Source organism: Pseudomonas sp. BF-B-30 (assembly GCF_019956305.1).
In the GTDB taxonomy this organism is placed as follows: Bacteria; Pseudomonadota; Gammaproteobacteria; order Pseudomonadales; family Pseudomonadaceae; genus Aquipseudomonas; species Aquipseudomonas jessenii.
On record NZ_JAHBDG010000056.1, the window covers coordinates 1 to 16,402 of the forward strand.

The following is a 16,402-nucleotide window of genomic DNA, read 5'->3' on the forward strand; positions in this document are numbered from 1 at the left end:
GTGTCATTCAACATATTCGTCTGCTGATACACCGCTTTCGCGAGCAAGCCCGCTCCCACAATTTGGTCCTCGGTAACCGAGAGTCCGTGCACTACACCTCGATCAAGTGCTTCAGCGGGTTGTAACTGCTTTTCAGGGTGGCCGCGACATCCAGAATGGCCTTCTCGATGCCATTCAAATGCATGCAGGTCAGTTCGATGGCCGCACTCTGGTTGCCTGCTTCGATGTATTCGATCAGCCGCAGGTGTTCGTCGTCGCGGCAGGCTTCGTGGCTGTCGTCATCCAGAGCGGCGGCATACAGCGACGCCCGGGAAATCAGCTTCTGGAACCAGTCGAGCAGCACCGGGTTGTTCAGGCTGCGGGCCAGTTTGATGTGGAACTCGCCGAGCAGGTGAATCAACCGCTCGTGATCACCGCTTTGATGCGCTTCATCCTCCAACAGCAAGTGATCGCGCAGGTCCTGGGTTACCGCCGTATCACGCCGACGGCACAGTTCGCTGACGATGCCGATCTCGACCAGGCGACGGGTTTCGAACAGCGAACGGATCTCTTCGTCACTGGGCAGCGACACCGACGCACCTTTATTGGGCTCGGTGGTGACCAGCCCGTCGGCCTCCAATTGCTTGAGCGCGGCCCGGACAGATGTGCGGCTGACATTGAACAGCTCGGCCAAAGAGGCTTCGCCGAGCTTCATGCCCGGACGCAACGAACGCTTGCTGATCGCCTCGTAAACCCCTTGGTAGACGCGGTCGACCGTAGTTTCCAGTTTCTTTTCCGTCATTCATCAACTCCTTGCGCCCTGTGCAAACGACCCTGGCGAATGAACAGCCATTGAAAAAGGGGCTTGCACGGACAGATTAATCCGGGTATTTCTAAATTGCATCCAGATTTTGCATACAATAATTAGAGGAATGCACCATAATGGGTCATCCAACAGCAATCGAAGTGCGAAACGTCTCAAAGCGATATTCCGACGATCCGGGGCTGGCTCCTGCCCTCGATAACGTCTCGGTGGACATTGCCGACAACGAATTCTTCACCCTGCTCGGCCCCTCCGGCTGCGGCAAAACCACCCTGCTGCGCACCATCGCCGGCTTCGAGCATGTCAGCGACGGTGAGATCCGCCTCGCGGGCGAGCCGGTCAACGATTTGCCGCCGTTCAAGCGTCGGGTCAACACGGTGTTCCAGAGTTACGCGCTGTTTCCGCACATGAGTGTTGCGCAGAATATCGCCTTCGGCCTCGAGATGCAGGGCCTTGATCGCAAACTGATTCCGCAGCGGGTCGATGAGATGCTCGCGCTGGTGCAAATGCAGCACCTGGCCAAGCGTAAACCGGCCGAACTGTCCGGCGGCCAACAGCAACGGGTGGCTCTGGCCCGGGCCCTGGCGCCAAAACCCAAAGTGCTGTTGCTGGACGAACCGCTGTCGGCCCTGGACCTCAAGCTGCGCAAGGAAATGCAGGTCGAACTCAAGCGCGTACAGAAAGAAGCCGGGATCACCTTCATTTTCGTCACCCACGATCAGGAAGAAGCGCTGACCCTGTCCGATCGCATCGCCGTGATGTCCGCCGGCAAGATCCTGCAAATCGGCTCGCCCAATGAAATCTACGAACGGCCGCAACACCAGTTCGTCGCGCAATTCATCGGCGACATCAACTTCCTTCCCGGCCATATCAAACGTGGCCAACAGAACGAAAAGCTCTTCGTGCCCAACGGCATGCCCGTGGAAATCCCCTGCCCGGCCCAGGGCTTTGACGGCAGCAAGGTGCAACTGGCGTTCCGCCCGGAGCGTTCGCAACTGGTCGAGCCGACGCAGCCGCATCACCTGCGCGGTGTGATCGAGGCCGTGCTGTATGTCGGCACGGCCACGCTCTATCAATGCCGCCTGAACAACGACATCAAGGTCATGCTGCGCGAGAACAACGAAGGCCTGAACCATGGTCGGGTGGTGGGTGATCGCGTCGCGGTCAACCTGCCGCCCCACGCCTGCCTGTTGATGGAGGCCTGAGATGAGCGTCAGCAGCACTTCCCCAGCCCTCAACCGCGCGCTGTTGCTCAGCCCGGTGGTCCTGACCCTGCTGGCCCTGATCGCCATTCCGCTGGGCATCATGGGCTACATCAGCCTGCTGCCGCGCAACGTCTATGGCGGCGTCGACTGGCAGGCCGACTGGCAATTGCAAAGCTACGTGCAACTGTTTTTCCAGGAAGGTTTCGACGGCGAACTGGAGCTGAACTGGGTCTACGCCCAGGCATTGCTGCGTTCGGTGTTCCAGGCCGGTGGCACCACAGTCCTGTGTTTCCTGTTCGGCTTCCCCGTGGCGTTGTGGATGTCGAGCCTGACACCCCGTCGACGCAACCTGATGGTGTTGCTGATCACCATCCCGTTCTGGACCAACCTGCTGATCCGCAACTACGCCTGGCTGATCATCCTGCGCGAGCACGGCTGGGTCGCCCAGAGCCTCAACGCGCTGTTCCCCCAGGCCGGTGGCATCACCCTGCTCTACAACGACTTCGCGGTTAGCGTCGGCCTGGTTTACAGCTTCCTGCCGTTCATGATCCTGCCAATCTACTCGACCCTGGAAAAACTCGACTGGCGCCTGGTGGAAGCCGCCTATGACCTGGGTGCCAATCGCTGGCACGCGTTGCGGCGGATCATCCTGCCACTGTCGATGCCGGGGGTGATCGCAGGTGCCTTGCTGGTGTTCGTGCCAAGCCTGGGCGCCTTCATTACCCCGGCGATCCTTGGCGGCGGCAAGACGCTGATGATCGGCAACCTGATCCAGCAGCAGTTCGGTACCGCGCGCAACTGGCCGCTGGGCAGTTCGCTGTCGTTCCTGTTGCTGGGGATCATGTTGCTGTCCCTGGTGCTCTACGCCCTCTATAGCCGCAAAGCCGCCAAGACCCAACGCCCGGGAGCACAAGCATGATCGCCCTGCACCTGAAGAAACTGCCCCTGACCCGTGAAGTCAGCCTGTTGATGCTGGCCTACCTGTACCTGCCGATATTCGTGCTGATCGCCTACAGCTTCAACGCCAACCGCTCGGCGACGGTGTGGACCGAGTTCTCGTTCGACTGGTACGGGCGAATCCTGGCCAACCCGTCGATCCAGACCGCGGCGCTCAACTCGATCATCGTCGCCAGCATCGCTACGGTCTGCGCCACGGCGATTGCCCTGCTCGCGGCACTGGCGACCTACCGGCCGTTCTACGGACAGAAAATGGTCGAGGGCGGGATCAACCTGCCGTTGATCCTGCCGGAGATCGTCACCGCTGTGGCCACCCTGCTGCTGTTCATGGCACTGGGGATCAAGCTCGGTCTGCTGACGGTGATCGTCGCGCACATCGGCTTCTGCATTCCCTTCGCCTACCTGCCGATCCGCGCGCGGCTCAATGACCTGGACAAGAGCCTGCTGGAAGCGGCGAACGACCTGTACGCCAACCCCTGGCAGGTGTTCCGCCGGGTGACCTTGCCGCTGCTGTGGCCGGCGGTGCTGTCCGGTTCGGTGCTGGCGTTCGTGGTCAGCCTCGACGATTTCATCATGACCTTCTTCGTCGCAGGTCCCGGCTCCACAACCCTGCCGGTGTACATCTTCTCGGCCATCAAGGCCGGCGTGACGCCAGAGATCAACGCGATTTCGACCCTGATGCTGGTGATTTCCATCGTGCTGGTGGTGCTGGCCTTCTGGCTGGGACAGCGCGGCAAACAACAATAAGCCTGGAGACTTCTATATGAGCAAGAAAGTGAAAAGCATGCGTTTCGCCGTTGCCGGTCTGGCCTTGAGTTGCTTCACCGCGTTCACGGCGTTCACGGCGTTCAGCGCCCAGGCCGCCGAGCCCAAGGAACTGTTCTTCTACAACTGGACCGACTACTACCCGGTGGAGCTGCTGGCCAAGTTCGAAAAGGAGACCGGGATCAAGGTCACCATGGACGGCTACGACAGCAACGAAACCCTGCTGGCCAAGTTGCAGGCCGGCGGCGCGGCGTACGACGTGATCGTGCCGTCGCAATCGATCATGCGCACCCTGATCAACCAGGACCTGCTGCTGGAAATCGACGCCTCGGCCCTGCCCAACTTCCAGTACGTCAAACCGGCGTTCCGCGACCCGAGCTTCGACCCCGGCCGCAAGTTCTCGGCACCGTACCTGTGGGGCACCACCGGGTTCTCCTATGACAGCGCCCGGGTGCCCGGCGGCAAGCTTGACGACTCGTGGAAAGAGTTCTTCGAGCCGCGCAAGGAACTGCAAGGTCAGCTCGCCGCCCTCGACACCTCCAGCAGCGTGATCAACGCCGCCAGTCACTACCTGAATGTCGACGAGTGCAGCGAAAACCCGCAGGACGCCAAGCGCATCCTCGAACTGCTGCAAAAACAGAAACCCTTCCTGAAGATGTACAGCTCGGACAACACGGTCGACCGCATGGCCAGCGGTGAAGTGATCATGATGCAGAACTGGAACGGTTCTACAGCGCGGGCCACCCTGCAGAAGAGCACCATCAAGTACGTCTACCCCCGTGAAGGCCTGGCAATGTTCCAGGACAACTTCGCCGTACCGAAAAGCGCGCCACACCCCGGCAACGCGAAGATCTTCATCGACTGGATGATGAAACCGGAAAACGCCGCCGCCGTGTCCAACGCCATCGCCTACGCCAACGGCATCCAGAGCGACAAGCTGATCGATGCCAAATGGCGGGTGATGGACGCCATCAACATGCCCGACGAATTCGCCGCGCGCCTGCGCCCGGAAAAGGAATGCAGCAACAAGGCGCGGGAGCTGCAGGACCGCATTTGGGCCAAGCTCAAGGGCTGATCGTTTGACTTGAAACCGCGTCGCGGCCTTCGCGAGCAAGCCCGCTCCCACAAGGGATCTCCAGTGTTCACACGGACAATGTGGGAGCGGGCTTGCTCGCGAAGAGGCCAACACAGACACCAGAGAATTCATTGAGGTTACTCATGACCCAACCCCGCTGGCTGCGCAACGTGCGCCCCTACGGCGCCACCGCCGAAGACCTGCTGATCGAAAACGGCCGCTTCAGCCAACGCCGCCCCGCTTCGAACGAAGCCCTGTCGGCCACCGACATCGACGGCCAGAACCAGTTGCTCACCCCCGCCCTGGTGGAAAGCCACGTGCACCTGGACAAAACCCTCTGGGGCCAGCCCTGGCGCCCCAACAGTGCCGGCCCGACCCTCAAGGACTACATCGCCAACGAACGGCGCATCCTGCGTGAAGTCACCACACCGATTGCGCAACGCGCCGGCGCCCTGCTGGAAAACTGCATCGCCCGCGGCTCGCTGACCATGCGTTGCCACGTCGACATCGACCCGGAATTCGGCCTGCGGCATGTCGAGGCCATGCAGCAACTGCGTGAAAACTACCGCGACCTGATCGACCTGCAACTGGTGGTGTTCCCGCAGACTGGCTTGATCAGCCGCCCCGGCACCGCCGAACTGATGCGCGAAGCCATGGCCTTGGGCGTGGAGAACGTCGGCGGGCTGGACCCGTGTGGTATCGATAACGACCCTGTCGCACAACTGGATTTCGTCTTCAAACTGGCCAGCGAATTCGACCGGGGCGTCGACATTCACCTGCATGACAAAGGTGAGCTGGGCCTGTGGCAGATCGCCCTGATTGCCGACTACACCGAGCGCTTCGGCCGCCAAGGCCGGGTGATGATCAGCCACGCGTACTGCCTGGGGATGTTGCCGTGGAGCCAGGTCAAACCGGTGGCCGAACGTCTGGCGACATTGGGCATTTCGCTGATGAGCTCGGCCCCGGCCGATTGCGCGGTGCCGCCGTTCCTGGCCCTGCGCGAAACCGGCGTGAATGTGTGCCTGGGCTCGGACGGTATTCGTGATGCCTGGTCGCCCATGGGCAACGGCGACATGCTGGAGCGGGCGATGCTGCTGGCGTTCCGCTTCGACTTGAACAAGGACGAAGAACTGGCGGCAGCGTTCGAGGCGGCGACCGTCAACGGCGCCCAGGCGCTGGGTTGCCAAGCCAATCGCCTGGAGATTGGCCAGCCGGCGGACTTCCTGTTGATGCCGGTACAAACACTGGGTGAGGCGGTGGTTTCGCGGCCGTTGCGTCAGGTCTTTCGCGCGGGCCAGTTGATTGCTGCGGGTGGCCGTTTGCTGGAAAGCCGTCTGTGAAGCGCATCGGCTTGCGGGCCAGTTGCGTGGTCGGCTTCGACGGCACGCGGCATGTGCTGTGGCGCGATGGCGAAGTGGTGTTCGAAGGCGCGCGCATCGAGTTTGTCGGGCGTGGTTATGCGGGGCCGGTGGATCAGTGGGTTGATTACGGTAATGCGCTGATCGGTCCCGGCTTCATCGATCTGGATGCCTTGGGCGATCTCGATTCCACGGTGCTGACCCTGGACAACGGCGACGAGCGCGACATGGGCCGGATGTGGTCGGCGCAGTATCTGGCGCGTGGATCGCGGGAAAGCTACAGCCCCGAAGAAGAAGTCTTCAAATACCGCTACGCCTTCACCCAACTGATCCGCAACGGCATCACCACGGCCATGCCGATCACCTCGATGTATTACCGCGAGTGGGCCGAGACCTACGACGAATTTGCGGCGGTGGCAGGTGTAGCCGTCGAACTGGGGCTACGCACTTACCTCGGTCCCTGCTACATGAGCGGCATGAGTTACTGGCAGGCCGATGGAACCCTGGCGCACCACTGGGACGAAGCCCGGGGAATGGCCGGGCTCGACGCCACCGAGCGGTTTTTCCGGGATTTCGACGGCGCGCACAACGGCCTGATTCGCGGTGCGCTGCTGCCCGATCGCATCCAGACCTGTACCCCGGCGTTGCTGCAACGCACCGCCGCGCTGAGCCGGGAACTCAACGCACCGATGCGTTTGCACTGCTGCCAAGGGCTCGGTGAAGTGGCGATGGTCGAGCAACTGCGCGGCACCTCGCCACTGGGCTGGTTGCAGCAACTTGGGCTTTTGACCCCGCGCAGCCTGCTGCCCCACGGCATCTACACCCGCGGCGATGACGACCTGCAACGGGTGGTGGACAGTGGCGCAAGCCTGGTGCATTGCCCGGTGGTGTTCGCCCGGGATGGCGAGGCGCTGAATTCGTTCGGACGCTATCGGGCCAAAGGCATCAACTTCGCCCTGGGCACCGACACCTGGCCGGCGGACTTGCTGGACAACATGCGTCAGGGCTTGAACATCGCTCGCCTTATGGAAGGCGGTAACGATCTGACCAGCACGCTGGACCTGTACAACGCCGCGACCCTCGGCGGTGCCAAGGCACTGGGCCGCGACGATCTCGGACGCCTGGCGCCCGGGGCCAAGGCCGACATCACCGTGTTCAACCTGCGCGGGATGCACCTGGGGCCGCTATTCGATCCACTGAAAAATCTTGTTCTGGCCGGTCGCGGTGACGACTGTATCGCCAGCTACATCGACGGCCGCTGCGTGATGCGGGACGGCCAGGTCGAGGGCCTCGACTACCCCGCCCTGCAACGCCAGGCCCAACGCCAATTCGAAAAATTGATGCGCAGCCACAGCGACCGGGCCTTTGATCAACCGGACTGGAAAAGCCTGTTCCAGCCCGCCATCCCGTTCGCCGACGACTACAGCGCACAGGCACCACTGAGCGCGATTGATCCACTTCTCTAGAGATTTCTGCCCATGCAAAGCTTCGACTTCAGCACATTGAGCCCACGGGACAAATACAAGATCCTGATCGGCAGCGTCGTGCCACGGCCGATAGCCCTGGTCACCACCGTCGACGGCGAAGGCCGGATCAACGCGGCGCCGTTCAGCTTCTTCAATGCGCTTTCCGCCGATCCACCGATCCTCGCCCTGGGCGTGGAAAACTACGGCGACCAAAGCCCCAAGGACACCACTCGCAATATCCAGCTCAATCAGGAATTCACCGTGAACATCGTCAGCGATGCCCTGGTGGAAGCCATGAACGTCTGCGCCGTGCCCTTCGCCCCCGGCTTCGATGAACTGACCGCCGCCGGCCTCACTGCCATCCCCGGCACCACGGTCAAATGCCCGCGCATCGGCGAAGCTCCGGTGGCGCTGGAGTGTCGGCGGATGATGGCCCTGTCCATCGGCCAATCCCGGGAGATCATCTTTGGTGAAGTGCTGATGGCCCATGTGCGTGACGAACTGATCGATCCGAAAACCCTGTACATCGACCAGTTGGGGCTGGATGCGATAGGACGCATGGGCGGGCATGGCTATGCGCGTACGCGGGATTACTTCGACTTGCCGACACGCTCGTTGCAGGCCTGGACGGATGCGCCGGGGGGTGGGGAACGGTTTTGGCCTGCCACCAAATAACCAGAAATTGCACAAAACCTGTAGGAGCGAGCTTGCTCGCGATGGTCGTCAACGATACCGCTGGTAACCTGACACCCCGCGGCGCTCTCAGGTTCATCGCGAGCAAGCTCGCTCCTACAGGGGGGCGCGTCGTCAGCGGAAATCGCGACTGCGCACACTGATACCGTCCAGCAACGGGCTCAGGTCACTCAAGCGTCCGGCTATCAGATGCCGCACCTCGCCCTCCTTCTCCCAGCGCCCATCGACCTTGAGCAACTGCGAGCCGACCAGCACCTGGCGCTGACGCTCGGCCAGGTCGCGCCACACCACCACGTTGACGTTGCCGAACTCGTCCTCAAGGGTGACGAACGTCACGCCGCTGGCGGTGGCCGGGCGTTGTCGGCCGGTGACCAGCCCGGCAACGCTGACTGGCCGACCGTGCTCGACGTCCAGCAACTCCTTCGAACTACGGCAGCGCCGCGCCTTCAACTCACCGCGTAACAGGGCCAACGGATGCGGCCCGAGGGTGGTGCCGACACTGGCGTAATCGGCTTGCAGGTCTTCGCCCACGGTGGGTTTGGGCAACGACACCGCATCCTCCTCCCGGCTCGGCAGGCCGACAAACAGGCCCAGCTGCTTTTGTACCCCGGCCACTTCCCAACGTGCCCGATGCCGGTCGCCGGCCAGGCCACGCAACGCGCCCGCATCGGCCAGTTGCTCCTGGGCGCGGGCATCGAGTCGCGCCCGTTCGCCGAGGTCGGCAATGTCGGCAAACGCCCCTTTGGAGCGTGCCGCCTCGATGCGTCGGGCATCGTCCTCGCGAAAGCCCTTGATCATGCGTAGCCCCAAGCGAATCGCCGGTTGCGCACCACTGATCGGTTCCAGGCTGCAATCCCAGTCGCTGGCGCGCACGTCCACCGGGCGAACCTGCAAATGATGGCGCCGGACGTCCTGCAGAATCTGGTCCGGGCTGTAGAACCCCATCGGCCAACTGTTGATCAGCGCACAAGCGAAGGCCGCCGGCTCGTGGCATTTCAACCAGCAACTGGCGTAAGTCAGCAAGGCAAAACTGGCCGCGTGGGACTCGGGAAAACCGTAGCTGCCAAAGCCCTTGATCTGTTCGAAGATCTGCGCGGCAAACTCCGGCGTGTAGCCTTTTTTCTTCATGCCGGCGGCCAGTCGATCCTTGTGCGGTTCGAGCCCGCCGTGGCGTTTCCAGGCAGCCATGGAGCGGCGTAGCTGGTCGGCCTCGCCGGGGCTGTAGTCGGCGGCGACGATGGCGATCTGCATCACCTGTTCCTGAAACAGAGGAACGCCAAGGGTGCGTTTCAACACCTCCCGCAACTCTTCGGAGGGGTAGCTTTCGAGCTCTTCCTTGTTTCGTCGCCGCAGATAGGGATGCACCATGCCGCCCTGAATAGGTCCGGGGCGAACGATGGCCACCTCGATCACCAGGTCATAGAACTTGCGGGGCTTGAGCCTGGGCAGCATCGACATTTGCGCCCGGGACTCGATCTGGAACACGCCGATGGTGTCTGCACGACCGATCATGTCGTAGGTCTGTGAATCCTCGGAGGGCACCGTTGCCAGGCTCAAGTCCCGGTTGCGATGACGGCGCAGCAAGTCGAAACAGCGACGAATCGCGCTGAGCATGCCCAGGGCCAGGATATCCACCTTGAGCAACCCGACCGCATCGAGATCGTCCTTGTCCCACTGAATGATCGTGCGTTCGGCCATCGCGGCGTTTTCCACCGGCACGAGGTGATCCAGCGGCTGCTCGGAAATGACGAAGCCGCCGGGGTGCTGGGACAGATGCCGGGGGAAGCCGATCAGTTGCTGCGTCAAGCTCAACACCCGGCGCAACACCGGGCTTTCAGGGTCGAAACCGCCTTCACGCAGGCGCTCCACGGGCGGCGTTTCATCACTCCAGTGACCACAGCAATCGGCCAGGGCATTGATCTGGTCTGGCGGCAAACCCAACGCCTTGGCCACATCGCGTACCGCACCGGCCGCATGGTAAGTACTGACCACGGCTGTCAGTGCCGCGCGGGTCCGACCATAGCGCTGGAACACGTACTGCAAGACTTCTTCGCGGCGTTCGTGCTCGAAGTCCACATCGATATCCGGTGGCTCGTTGCGCTCCCTGGAGAGAAAGCGCTCAAACAGCATGTTCATTCGCTCGGGGTCGATCTCGGTGATGCCCAAGGCGAAACACACCGCCGAGTTGGCCGCAGAGCCTCGGCCCTGGCAGAGAATCTTCTCGCGCCGGGCGAAGGCGACGATGTCCTGAACGGTCAGGAAATAGCTTTCATAACCCAGCTCGGCGATCAGCCCGAGCTCCTTGTCGATCAGCCCGCGAACCTTTTCGCTTGCACCGTCGGGCCATCGCTCGCGCATGCCGCGCTCGGTCAACGCCCGCAGCCAGGACTCTGCGCTGTGCCCTTCTGGCACCAGTTCGCGAGGATATTGATAACGCAACTGGCCAAGATCAAAGGTACAGCGCCGGGCGATGTTCAGCGTTTCTGCCAGTAAGCCGGGCGGATAAAGTTCCCCCAGCACGTTCAGGCTGCGCAGATGGCGTTCGCCGTTGGGATGCAGGCGCAACCCGGCATCGGCCACCGGCAGGTGATGACGGATCGCGGTCATGGTGTCCTGCAAGGCGCGCCGGCCGCGAGCATGCATGTGCACATCGCCACTGGCCACGGCCGCAATACGCAACTCCCTGGCCAGGCTCAACAGATCGTTCAGGCGCCGGGCATCGTCCTGACCGCGGTGCAACTGCACCGCCAGCCACACGCGCTCGGCGAAGACCTGTTTGAGCCAGCGCCCCTGTTCAAAGGCATCGACAGCGTCCGGCACCCACAACGCCAACAGGCCCGGCAACGGTTCGCTGAAGTCTTCGCGCAGCACCTGATACTGGCCTTTCTGCGTGCGCCGCCGGGCGCGGGTGATCAATCGGCACAGCGCCTGATAGCCCTCGAGGCTCTCCACCAGCAGCACCAGTTTCGGACCGTTCTCGATGCGTATTTCACTGCCGATGATCAGCGGCAACTCCACGGACTTCGCCGCTTGCCAGGCGCGCACGATGCCCGCCAGGGTGCATTCGTCGGTGATCGCCAGGGCTTGATAACCCTGTTTTTTCGCGCGCTGGAACAGCTCGAGGGCACTGGAGGCACCGCGCTGGAAGCTGAAGTTCGACAGGCAGTGCAGTTCGGCATAGTCGATGCTCATGCGAACCAGCCCTGCAACCACAGCGGGCCGTCCTCACCGACCGCCCGGTAGGCCCAGCCCTGTTGGCCTGCACGGGTTTCGATCAGGTAATAGTCACGGCGTACGTCGTCACCGTCCCACCAACCGGACTCGATGCGTTCCGGCCCCATGAGGATGCGCGCCGAGCCCTGATGCACGGCCAGCGGTTCAGTCAGCAGCCAGCCCGGCCGTTTCACCGCGGCCGGCACCACACAAGGCTGGCTGTCGGCACTGGCCTGCCATGCACACTCGGGGCGGTGATCGGCCTGGAAACCCAAGCCATGCACCGCGTCATCCCCCAGCCGTGCACGCAGGCGTTCGCGCAGTTGCTCCCAGGGCAAGGACTGCTGCGGGCGATCGTCGAACAGTTCCTGATGTTGGGGCACGAAGGTCGGCAAATCCTCGGCGCGCAAGCGAAAGCCGCGCACCGGCGCCTCGACCTGGACTTGCTCCAGCCGCCCCCGGGCCAGTTCGAAGAGCATCGCCGGATCGCGCTCGGCGCTGAGCAGGCCGACCTTGATGAGCGTATCCGGCAACCCGGCATGTTCCAGATGCAGGTCGAAACGCTGTACGCCGCTGTCGCGACCACAGAGGAACGCCGACAGGTCGCCGGTCAGCCGGCGCAACGGAAACAGCAAGGCTTGATGGGACTGCACATCGAAATTGAGCTCGATCCGCACATCGAAGCGGTCCGGCGGCAGGTAAAACGCCAGCGCCAGCCGCCGTAAACCCGACAGGGCATCCAGATGCTTGAGCACCTGAGCCTCGAAACGCCGGGCCAGGCTATGCCGGGGCAGCGCCTGCACCTGGCTCAAGGTGCGCAAGCCCATGCGCGACAAGGCCGTGGCGACCGAGGCTTCGAGGCCGATCCGGTCGACAGGCATTTGCCCCAGGTGATGCTGCAAGGCTTGATCGTCCGGCACCACCAGACCGTCATAGGCGTTGGCCAGCACCCGCGCCGCCACCGGGTTGGGCGCGGCCACGATGCGGTGCCGAAATCCCAGTTCGTCGAGCTCACGGCGCAAAAGCGCTTCGAATTGCGGCCAGGCGCCGAACAAACCGAGGCTGGATTCGATCTCGAACACCACGGCCCGGGGGTAATGCACGCTGACCTGGGAGCTGAAGCGATAGGCCCAGGCGGCGAGAAACTGCTGCCAGTGTTCGATGTCGGCGGCGTCGTATTCAGCCGTGGCAAAGCCTTTGCTCAAGGCCTGTGCCGCACTCATGGACTGACCGGGACGCAACCCCAGCGCCCGCGCCGCGTCGTTAACCGCCTGCAGCACCCGGCGCTGAGCCGGGCCGGTCAACAACGCCAGGGGCTCATCGGGATCGGCGCGCTGACGCAATACCGCGTCCAGCGCCAATTGCGGGAAAACAATGCAGACCCAGCGCATGGCAACCTCAATGCCCCACGGCGAAGGCAATCGGCGCCGAACGAGCCAGACCGCCGCGGCACTTGAGCACGCGCAGTTGTGCCGGTCGGGCATCGATGGCAATGCGCAGGGCCGCCGGCGAAGGGTTGATCGCGTCACTGAGGGGGCGATAGGCGAAGGCCAGGGTCTGGCCGGTTTCCGCCGCCACCTGCAAGCGGCGCAAGGCACGGTCATCGGCCTTGTGCGGCCAGCACAGCACCGCGCCGCAACTGCCCGAACGCAGGCATTGTTCCGCGGCCCACAGCGCATCGCGCTCGCTGGCCTGGATGATCGATAACTGACGCAGATCGACCCCGGCACCCTGCCACGCCTGGGGATACGGCACATAAGGCGGCGCCACCAGCACGATGCGCTCGCCCGCCGCCGACAGCCGTGCCAGCGTCGGCCACACCAGTTGCAACTCGCCCACGCCCTGCCCGGCCAAGAGGATTTCCGTCAGCGCCGCCTCCGGCCAGCCTCCGCTGGGCAATGCGGCGTCCAGCGCGGCATGCCCGGTGGGTTGCGGGCTGGCGGCCGGTGGCGCAGGCCGGCCCTTCCAGACCTGGCCGCCATTGAACAGCGTATCCAGCGCAACGACGGCACCCATCAGCCTTGCCTCACCAGGCCACAGAACACGCCTTCGATGGCCAGGTCCCGGTCGGCTTCGACAATGATCGGCCGGTAGGCCGGGTTGCGTGGCAGCAGGCGAACCACATCGCCGACCCGCTCGAAGCGCTTGATGGTGACTTCGCCGTCGAGTCGCGCCACGACGATCTGGCCATTGAGCGCCTCGGGGTTGCGGTGCACGCCCACCAGATCGCCATCGAGAATGCCGTCCTCGATCATCGAGTCACCCCGGACCCGCAGCATGTAGTCCGGCACCCGCGAGAAGATCGACGGATCGAGCAGCAAGCGGCTATGGACCTCCGCATCGGCCCCGATCGGCGCACCGGCCGCCACCCGGCCGAGCACCGGAATGTCCAGCAACTCGGGACGCGGCGGCTGCCCGAGCAGGCGAATGCCCCGGGCCTGATGCGGGTTGACCTCGATAAACCCGGCTTCGGTCAGCGCCAGCACATGCTTGCGCGCCACGCTGCGGGAGGCAAAACCGAACGCCTCGCTGATTTCAGCGAGGCTCGGAGGCTGACCGTGCTCGGCGATGCGATCGCGGATAAAGGTCAGGATGGCGGTACGGCGGGGAGTCAGAGTCGTCATGGAGTACATTTGTACTCTTTTGGCTTTTACCTGGCAAGGACCGTCAATCATCTGGTGGCAGGACCAGTGACCTGTGGGAGCGAGCTTGCTTGCGATGGTCTTTCATTCAACATGTGTGTCGAATGACCGGGCCGCATCGCGAGCAAGCTCGCTCCCACATTGGATTTCAGTGACTCAAGGGGTGAGTTGTGCCAGGTACGCCCACGGATAAATCCCCCGTTCATGCCCATCGCTGAAGACCAGTTGCAGGCCATCCCCCCTGCGAGTGCAATTCGATCACCCAAACCCGCGCATCCTTGGCATGAGCGTAAAGGACACCAGAACAATTAACAGTGTGCCTACGGCACTGAGGATTGCCGTGAGGGAAAGGGTCTGGGAATAACCGACCATCCCGCCGACGATTCCGCTACCGAGATAAATGAAGGGGTGCACGCCACTGGTAAAGAACGTATCGACTGCCACCACTTTGCCAAGGTCCTTCTCGGGAGACAGTGTCTGCATCGCCGTGGCCCAACCAGTCAACCAGGACGCTTCGACAATCCCCACCAGGGTCGCCCCCAGTATCGCCATCCAGGACGAGCTTCCCATGCCGAGAAGGGCCATCGCGCCAGCCAGGAACAAACCGCAGGTCACTGCAAGTCCAATCAGTCGTTTATGTCCGGAAACAAGCACCGTGATGATTGATCCAATGCACGCACCGAATCCCGAGGCGGCCAGACACACCCCCCACATTTCTTCGTTGAATCGATCGCTGATCGCATAGGGCGCGACGACCAGGAAAATCGGGAAACACAATACGTTCACCACGAGGGTGGCCGCGAAGCCCAGCAAAAGCGTGGAGTTGCCGGTAACGATAGCAATGCCATTGACCGCTTCTCGGATCGAGAACTCCTCCTCGAACTCATGAGGCTCCACATTGGGCAACATCGCCGTATAAACGGCGGCGCAGAAGAATGTCAGACCATCGATCAATATGCCCCAGACCGGATCCCAGAAAATGATGAATACACCCAGCGTCGCGGGAAACAGCACAGCGACCAGGTTGTCGACAAAGTTCATCGCACCATTGCCCGCCACCAGTGCTCGCTTGGGCAGCAAATTGACGAGTAGTACCTGAGCGCACGGACGGGAAACCCCTATACCGATGCCAAATATCAGATAGGCAAAGACCAGCCACCACCAGGACGCACCGAAGACGATCAGCGCCACCGCGGCCAGTTGCGCAAAACCCCTCGCCGTGTCGGTGTAAATCAGTACTTGCTTCGGCGACTTTCGATCCGCCAGCAAACCTCCGACCAGGGCTCCGATCACGCTCCCTACCCCGACTGCCGCCATAACAAAACCGAATACTTCTCCTCCGTAGCCGGTCCGGATAAGCGCTATTGGCAGTGCGGCTAGACAAATAGCGTCGCCGGCCATCGAGAGACTTTGGCCGATGAGCAACTTGCGAAAAGACGAGACGCTCAGCGCTTCGGCATAAGGTGATAAGCGATCGGCAATGGAGATCATAAGTAATCTTCCTTGAGACCAGAGCAAAAAGATCGCAGCCTGCGGCAGCTCCTACAGGAGGCCGGTTCAGCCAGTGAGTCCAGTCAGATAGGCCCACGGATAAATCCCCCGTTCATGCCCATCGCTGAAGACCAGTTGCAGGCCATAGCCCTGGCGTGCAACTCGATAACCCGCAGACGTAAAGCCCAGCGCTCCTTACTCGAACAAAACGGACGATCAAAAAACAAGGTCTACCGTTCGTCGCCTTTCTAAAAAAATAAGCACCTGAAGAAAATAAAAATCAATAAAAAAAGTACAAAACGCACATTTATTCCTACAGAAATATTCTACTCAACATAGCAGGATCATTTCTGCTTGCCGAAAACTAAAATACAGATTCAAAAAGGAATTCCACAGTTCCACACTAGAGACTATCCACACTAAAACAAAACCAAGCCACTAAGATTCCTAACATCATGTAGGACGCATCTTAAAAGCATGCAGGAATCCCCCTACAACACAAAACTCTCTCGCTTGCACCCAACAGTAAAATCAACTAATCCTTGCAGCACCACTTAATATCAAGTGGCAAACACAACGAGTAAAAAAAATGAAAAACAACGAACTTGGAAAAGTGCTATTCAATTTTAGAAATGATGTTGGATCAAGCCCCAATCCGCAAGTCGCTGGTGGCTCCGGAAGTGCAGGAGGTTGCGGGGGCAGCGGTGGATGTGGTGGGGGTGGCGGATGCAGCGG

At 61.8% G+C, this 16,402-nt stretch carries 13 protein-coding genes and 3 pseudogenes; 8 read left to right on the forward strand and 8 right to left on the reverse strand.

Features of this window, described 5'->3' with window-relative positions:
• Positions 1-91 precede the first annotated feature (91 nt).
• The gene (locus KGB29_RS24235; RefSeq protein ID WP_007973313.1) at positions 92-781 is read right to left on the reverse strand and encodes a GntR family transcriptional regulator; all 690 of its coding nucleotides are present in this window, start codon (positions 779-781) and stop codon (positions 92-94) included.
• Between the two features lie 140 nt (positions 782-921).
• On the opposite strand from KGB29_RS24235, the gene KGB29_RS24240 reads away from it, so the two are divergent.
• The 8 genes and pseudogenes from KGB29_RS24240 to KGB29_RS28775 form a co-directional block, all read left to right on the forward strand.
• Positions 922-2,007 carry an ABC transporter ATP-binding protein gene (locus KGB29_RS24240; protein ID WP_057714359.1) on the forward strand — a complete coding sequence of 362 codons (1,086 nt, stop codon included), beginning with the start codon at positions 922-924 and terminating at the stop codon, positions 2,005-2,007.
• 1 nt (position 2,008) lies between these two features.
• Positions 2,009-2,926, forward strand: a complete 918-nt coding sequence (locus tag KGB29_RS24245) for an ABC transporter permease (RefSeq protein WP_090455669.1) — start codon at positions 2,009-2,011, stop codon at positions 2,924-2,926.
• Entirely contained in the window at positions 2,923-3,711 is a 789-nt protein-coding gene (locus tag KGB29_RS24250; protein ID WP_057714357.1) for an ABC transporter permease, read from the forward strand. Before KGB29_RS24245 ends, KGB29_RS24250 begins: the two co-directional genes overlap by 4 nt.
• 16 nt (positions 3,712-3,727) lie before the next feature.
• Positions 3,728-4,804 (forward strand): extracellular solute-binding protein, encoded by a 1,077-nt coding sequence (locus tag KGB29_RS24255; RefSeq protein ID WP_150814446.1) that lies wholly within the window; start codon positions 3,728-3,730, stop codon positions 4,802-4,804.
• Positions 4,805-4,947: 143 nt separating this feature from the next.
• Entirely contained in the window at positions 4,948-6,144 is a 1,197-nt protein-coding gene (locus KGB29_RS24260; protein WP_150814445.1) for an amidohydrolase family protein, read from the forward strand.
• Complete coding sequence (locus KGB29_RS24265) at positions 6,141-7,628, forward strand: amidohydrolase family protein (protein ID WP_150814444.1); 1,488 nt, start codon at positions 6,141-6,143, stop codon at positions 7,626-7,628. Before KGB29_RS24260 ends, KGB29_RS24265 begins: the two co-directional genes overlap by 4 nt.
• A 12-nt stretch (positions 7,629-7,640) precedes the next feature.
• Positions 7,641-8,303, forward strand: a complete 663-nt coding sequence (locus KGB29_RS24270) for a flavin reductase family protein (protein ID WP_057714349.1) — start codon at positions 7,641-7,643, stop codon at positions 8,301-8,303.
• A gap of 41 nt (positions 8,304-8,344) precedes the next feature.
• Positions 8,345-8,422 (forward strand): annotated as a pseudogene (locus KGB29_RS28775) (outer membrane lipoprotein carrier protein LolA); the annotation flags it as partial.
• A gap of 13 nt (positions 8,423-8,435) precedes the next feature.
• On the opposite strand, the gene KGB29_RS24275 reads toward KGB29_RS28775, so the two are convergent.
• From KGB29_RS24275 to KGB29_RS24305, 7 genes and pseudogenes are all read right to left on the reverse strand, one after another.
• Positions 8,436-11,534 carry an error-prone DNA polymerase gene (locus KGB29_RS24275; protein WP_218543956.1) on the reverse strand — a complete coding sequence of 1,033 codons (3,099 nt, stop codon included), beginning with the start codon at positions 11,532-11,534 and terminating at the stop codon, positions 8,436-8,438.
• Positions 11,510-12,925 carry a Y-family DNA polymerase gene (locus KGB29_RS24280; RefSeq protein ID WP_150815367.1) on the reverse strand — a complete coding sequence of 472 codons (1,416 nt, stop codon included), beginning with the start codon at positions 12,923-12,925 and terminating at the stop codon, positions 11,510-11,512. Before KGB29_RS24280 ends, KGB29_RS24275 begins: the two co-directional genes overlap by 25 nt.
• A 7-nt stretch (positions 12,926-12,932) precedes the next feature.
• Positions 12,933-13,550 (reverse strand): translesion DNA synthesis-associated protein ImuA, encoded by a 618-nt coding sequence (gene imuA, locus KGB29_RS24285; RefSeq protein WP_218543955.1) that lies wholly within the window; start codon positions 13,548-13,550, stop codon positions 12,933-12,935.
• Positions 13,550-14,167: a transcriptional repressor LexA gene (lexA, locus tag KGB29_RS24290; RefSeq protein ID WP_008016176.1), complete on the reverse strand. Its 618-nt coding sequence runs from the start codon at positions 14,165-14,167 to the stop codon at positions 13,550-13,552. Before lexA ends, imuA begins: the two co-directional genes overlap by 1 nt.
• Before the next feature lie 165 nt (positions 14,168-14,332).
• Positions 14,333-14,453: pseudogene (locus tag KGB29_RS24295) on the reverse strand (gamma-butyrobetaine hydroxylase-like domain-containing protein); the annotation flags it as partial.
• On the reverse strand, positions 14,435-15,667 hold the full coding sequence (locus tag KGB29_RS24300) for an MFS transporter (protein WP_090455685.1): 1,233 nt from the start codon (positions 15,665-15,667) through the stop codon (positions 14,435-14,437). The pseudogene KGB29_RS24295 and the gene KGB29_RS24300, both read right to left, overlap by 19 nt.
• A 66-nt stretch (positions 15,668-15,733) precedes the next feature.
• Positions 15,734-15,820: pseudogene (locus KGB29_RS24305) on the reverse strand (gamma-butyrobetaine hydroxylase-like domain-containing protein); the annotation flags it as partial.
• Between the last annotated feature and the right edge of the window lie 582 nt (positions 15,821-16,402).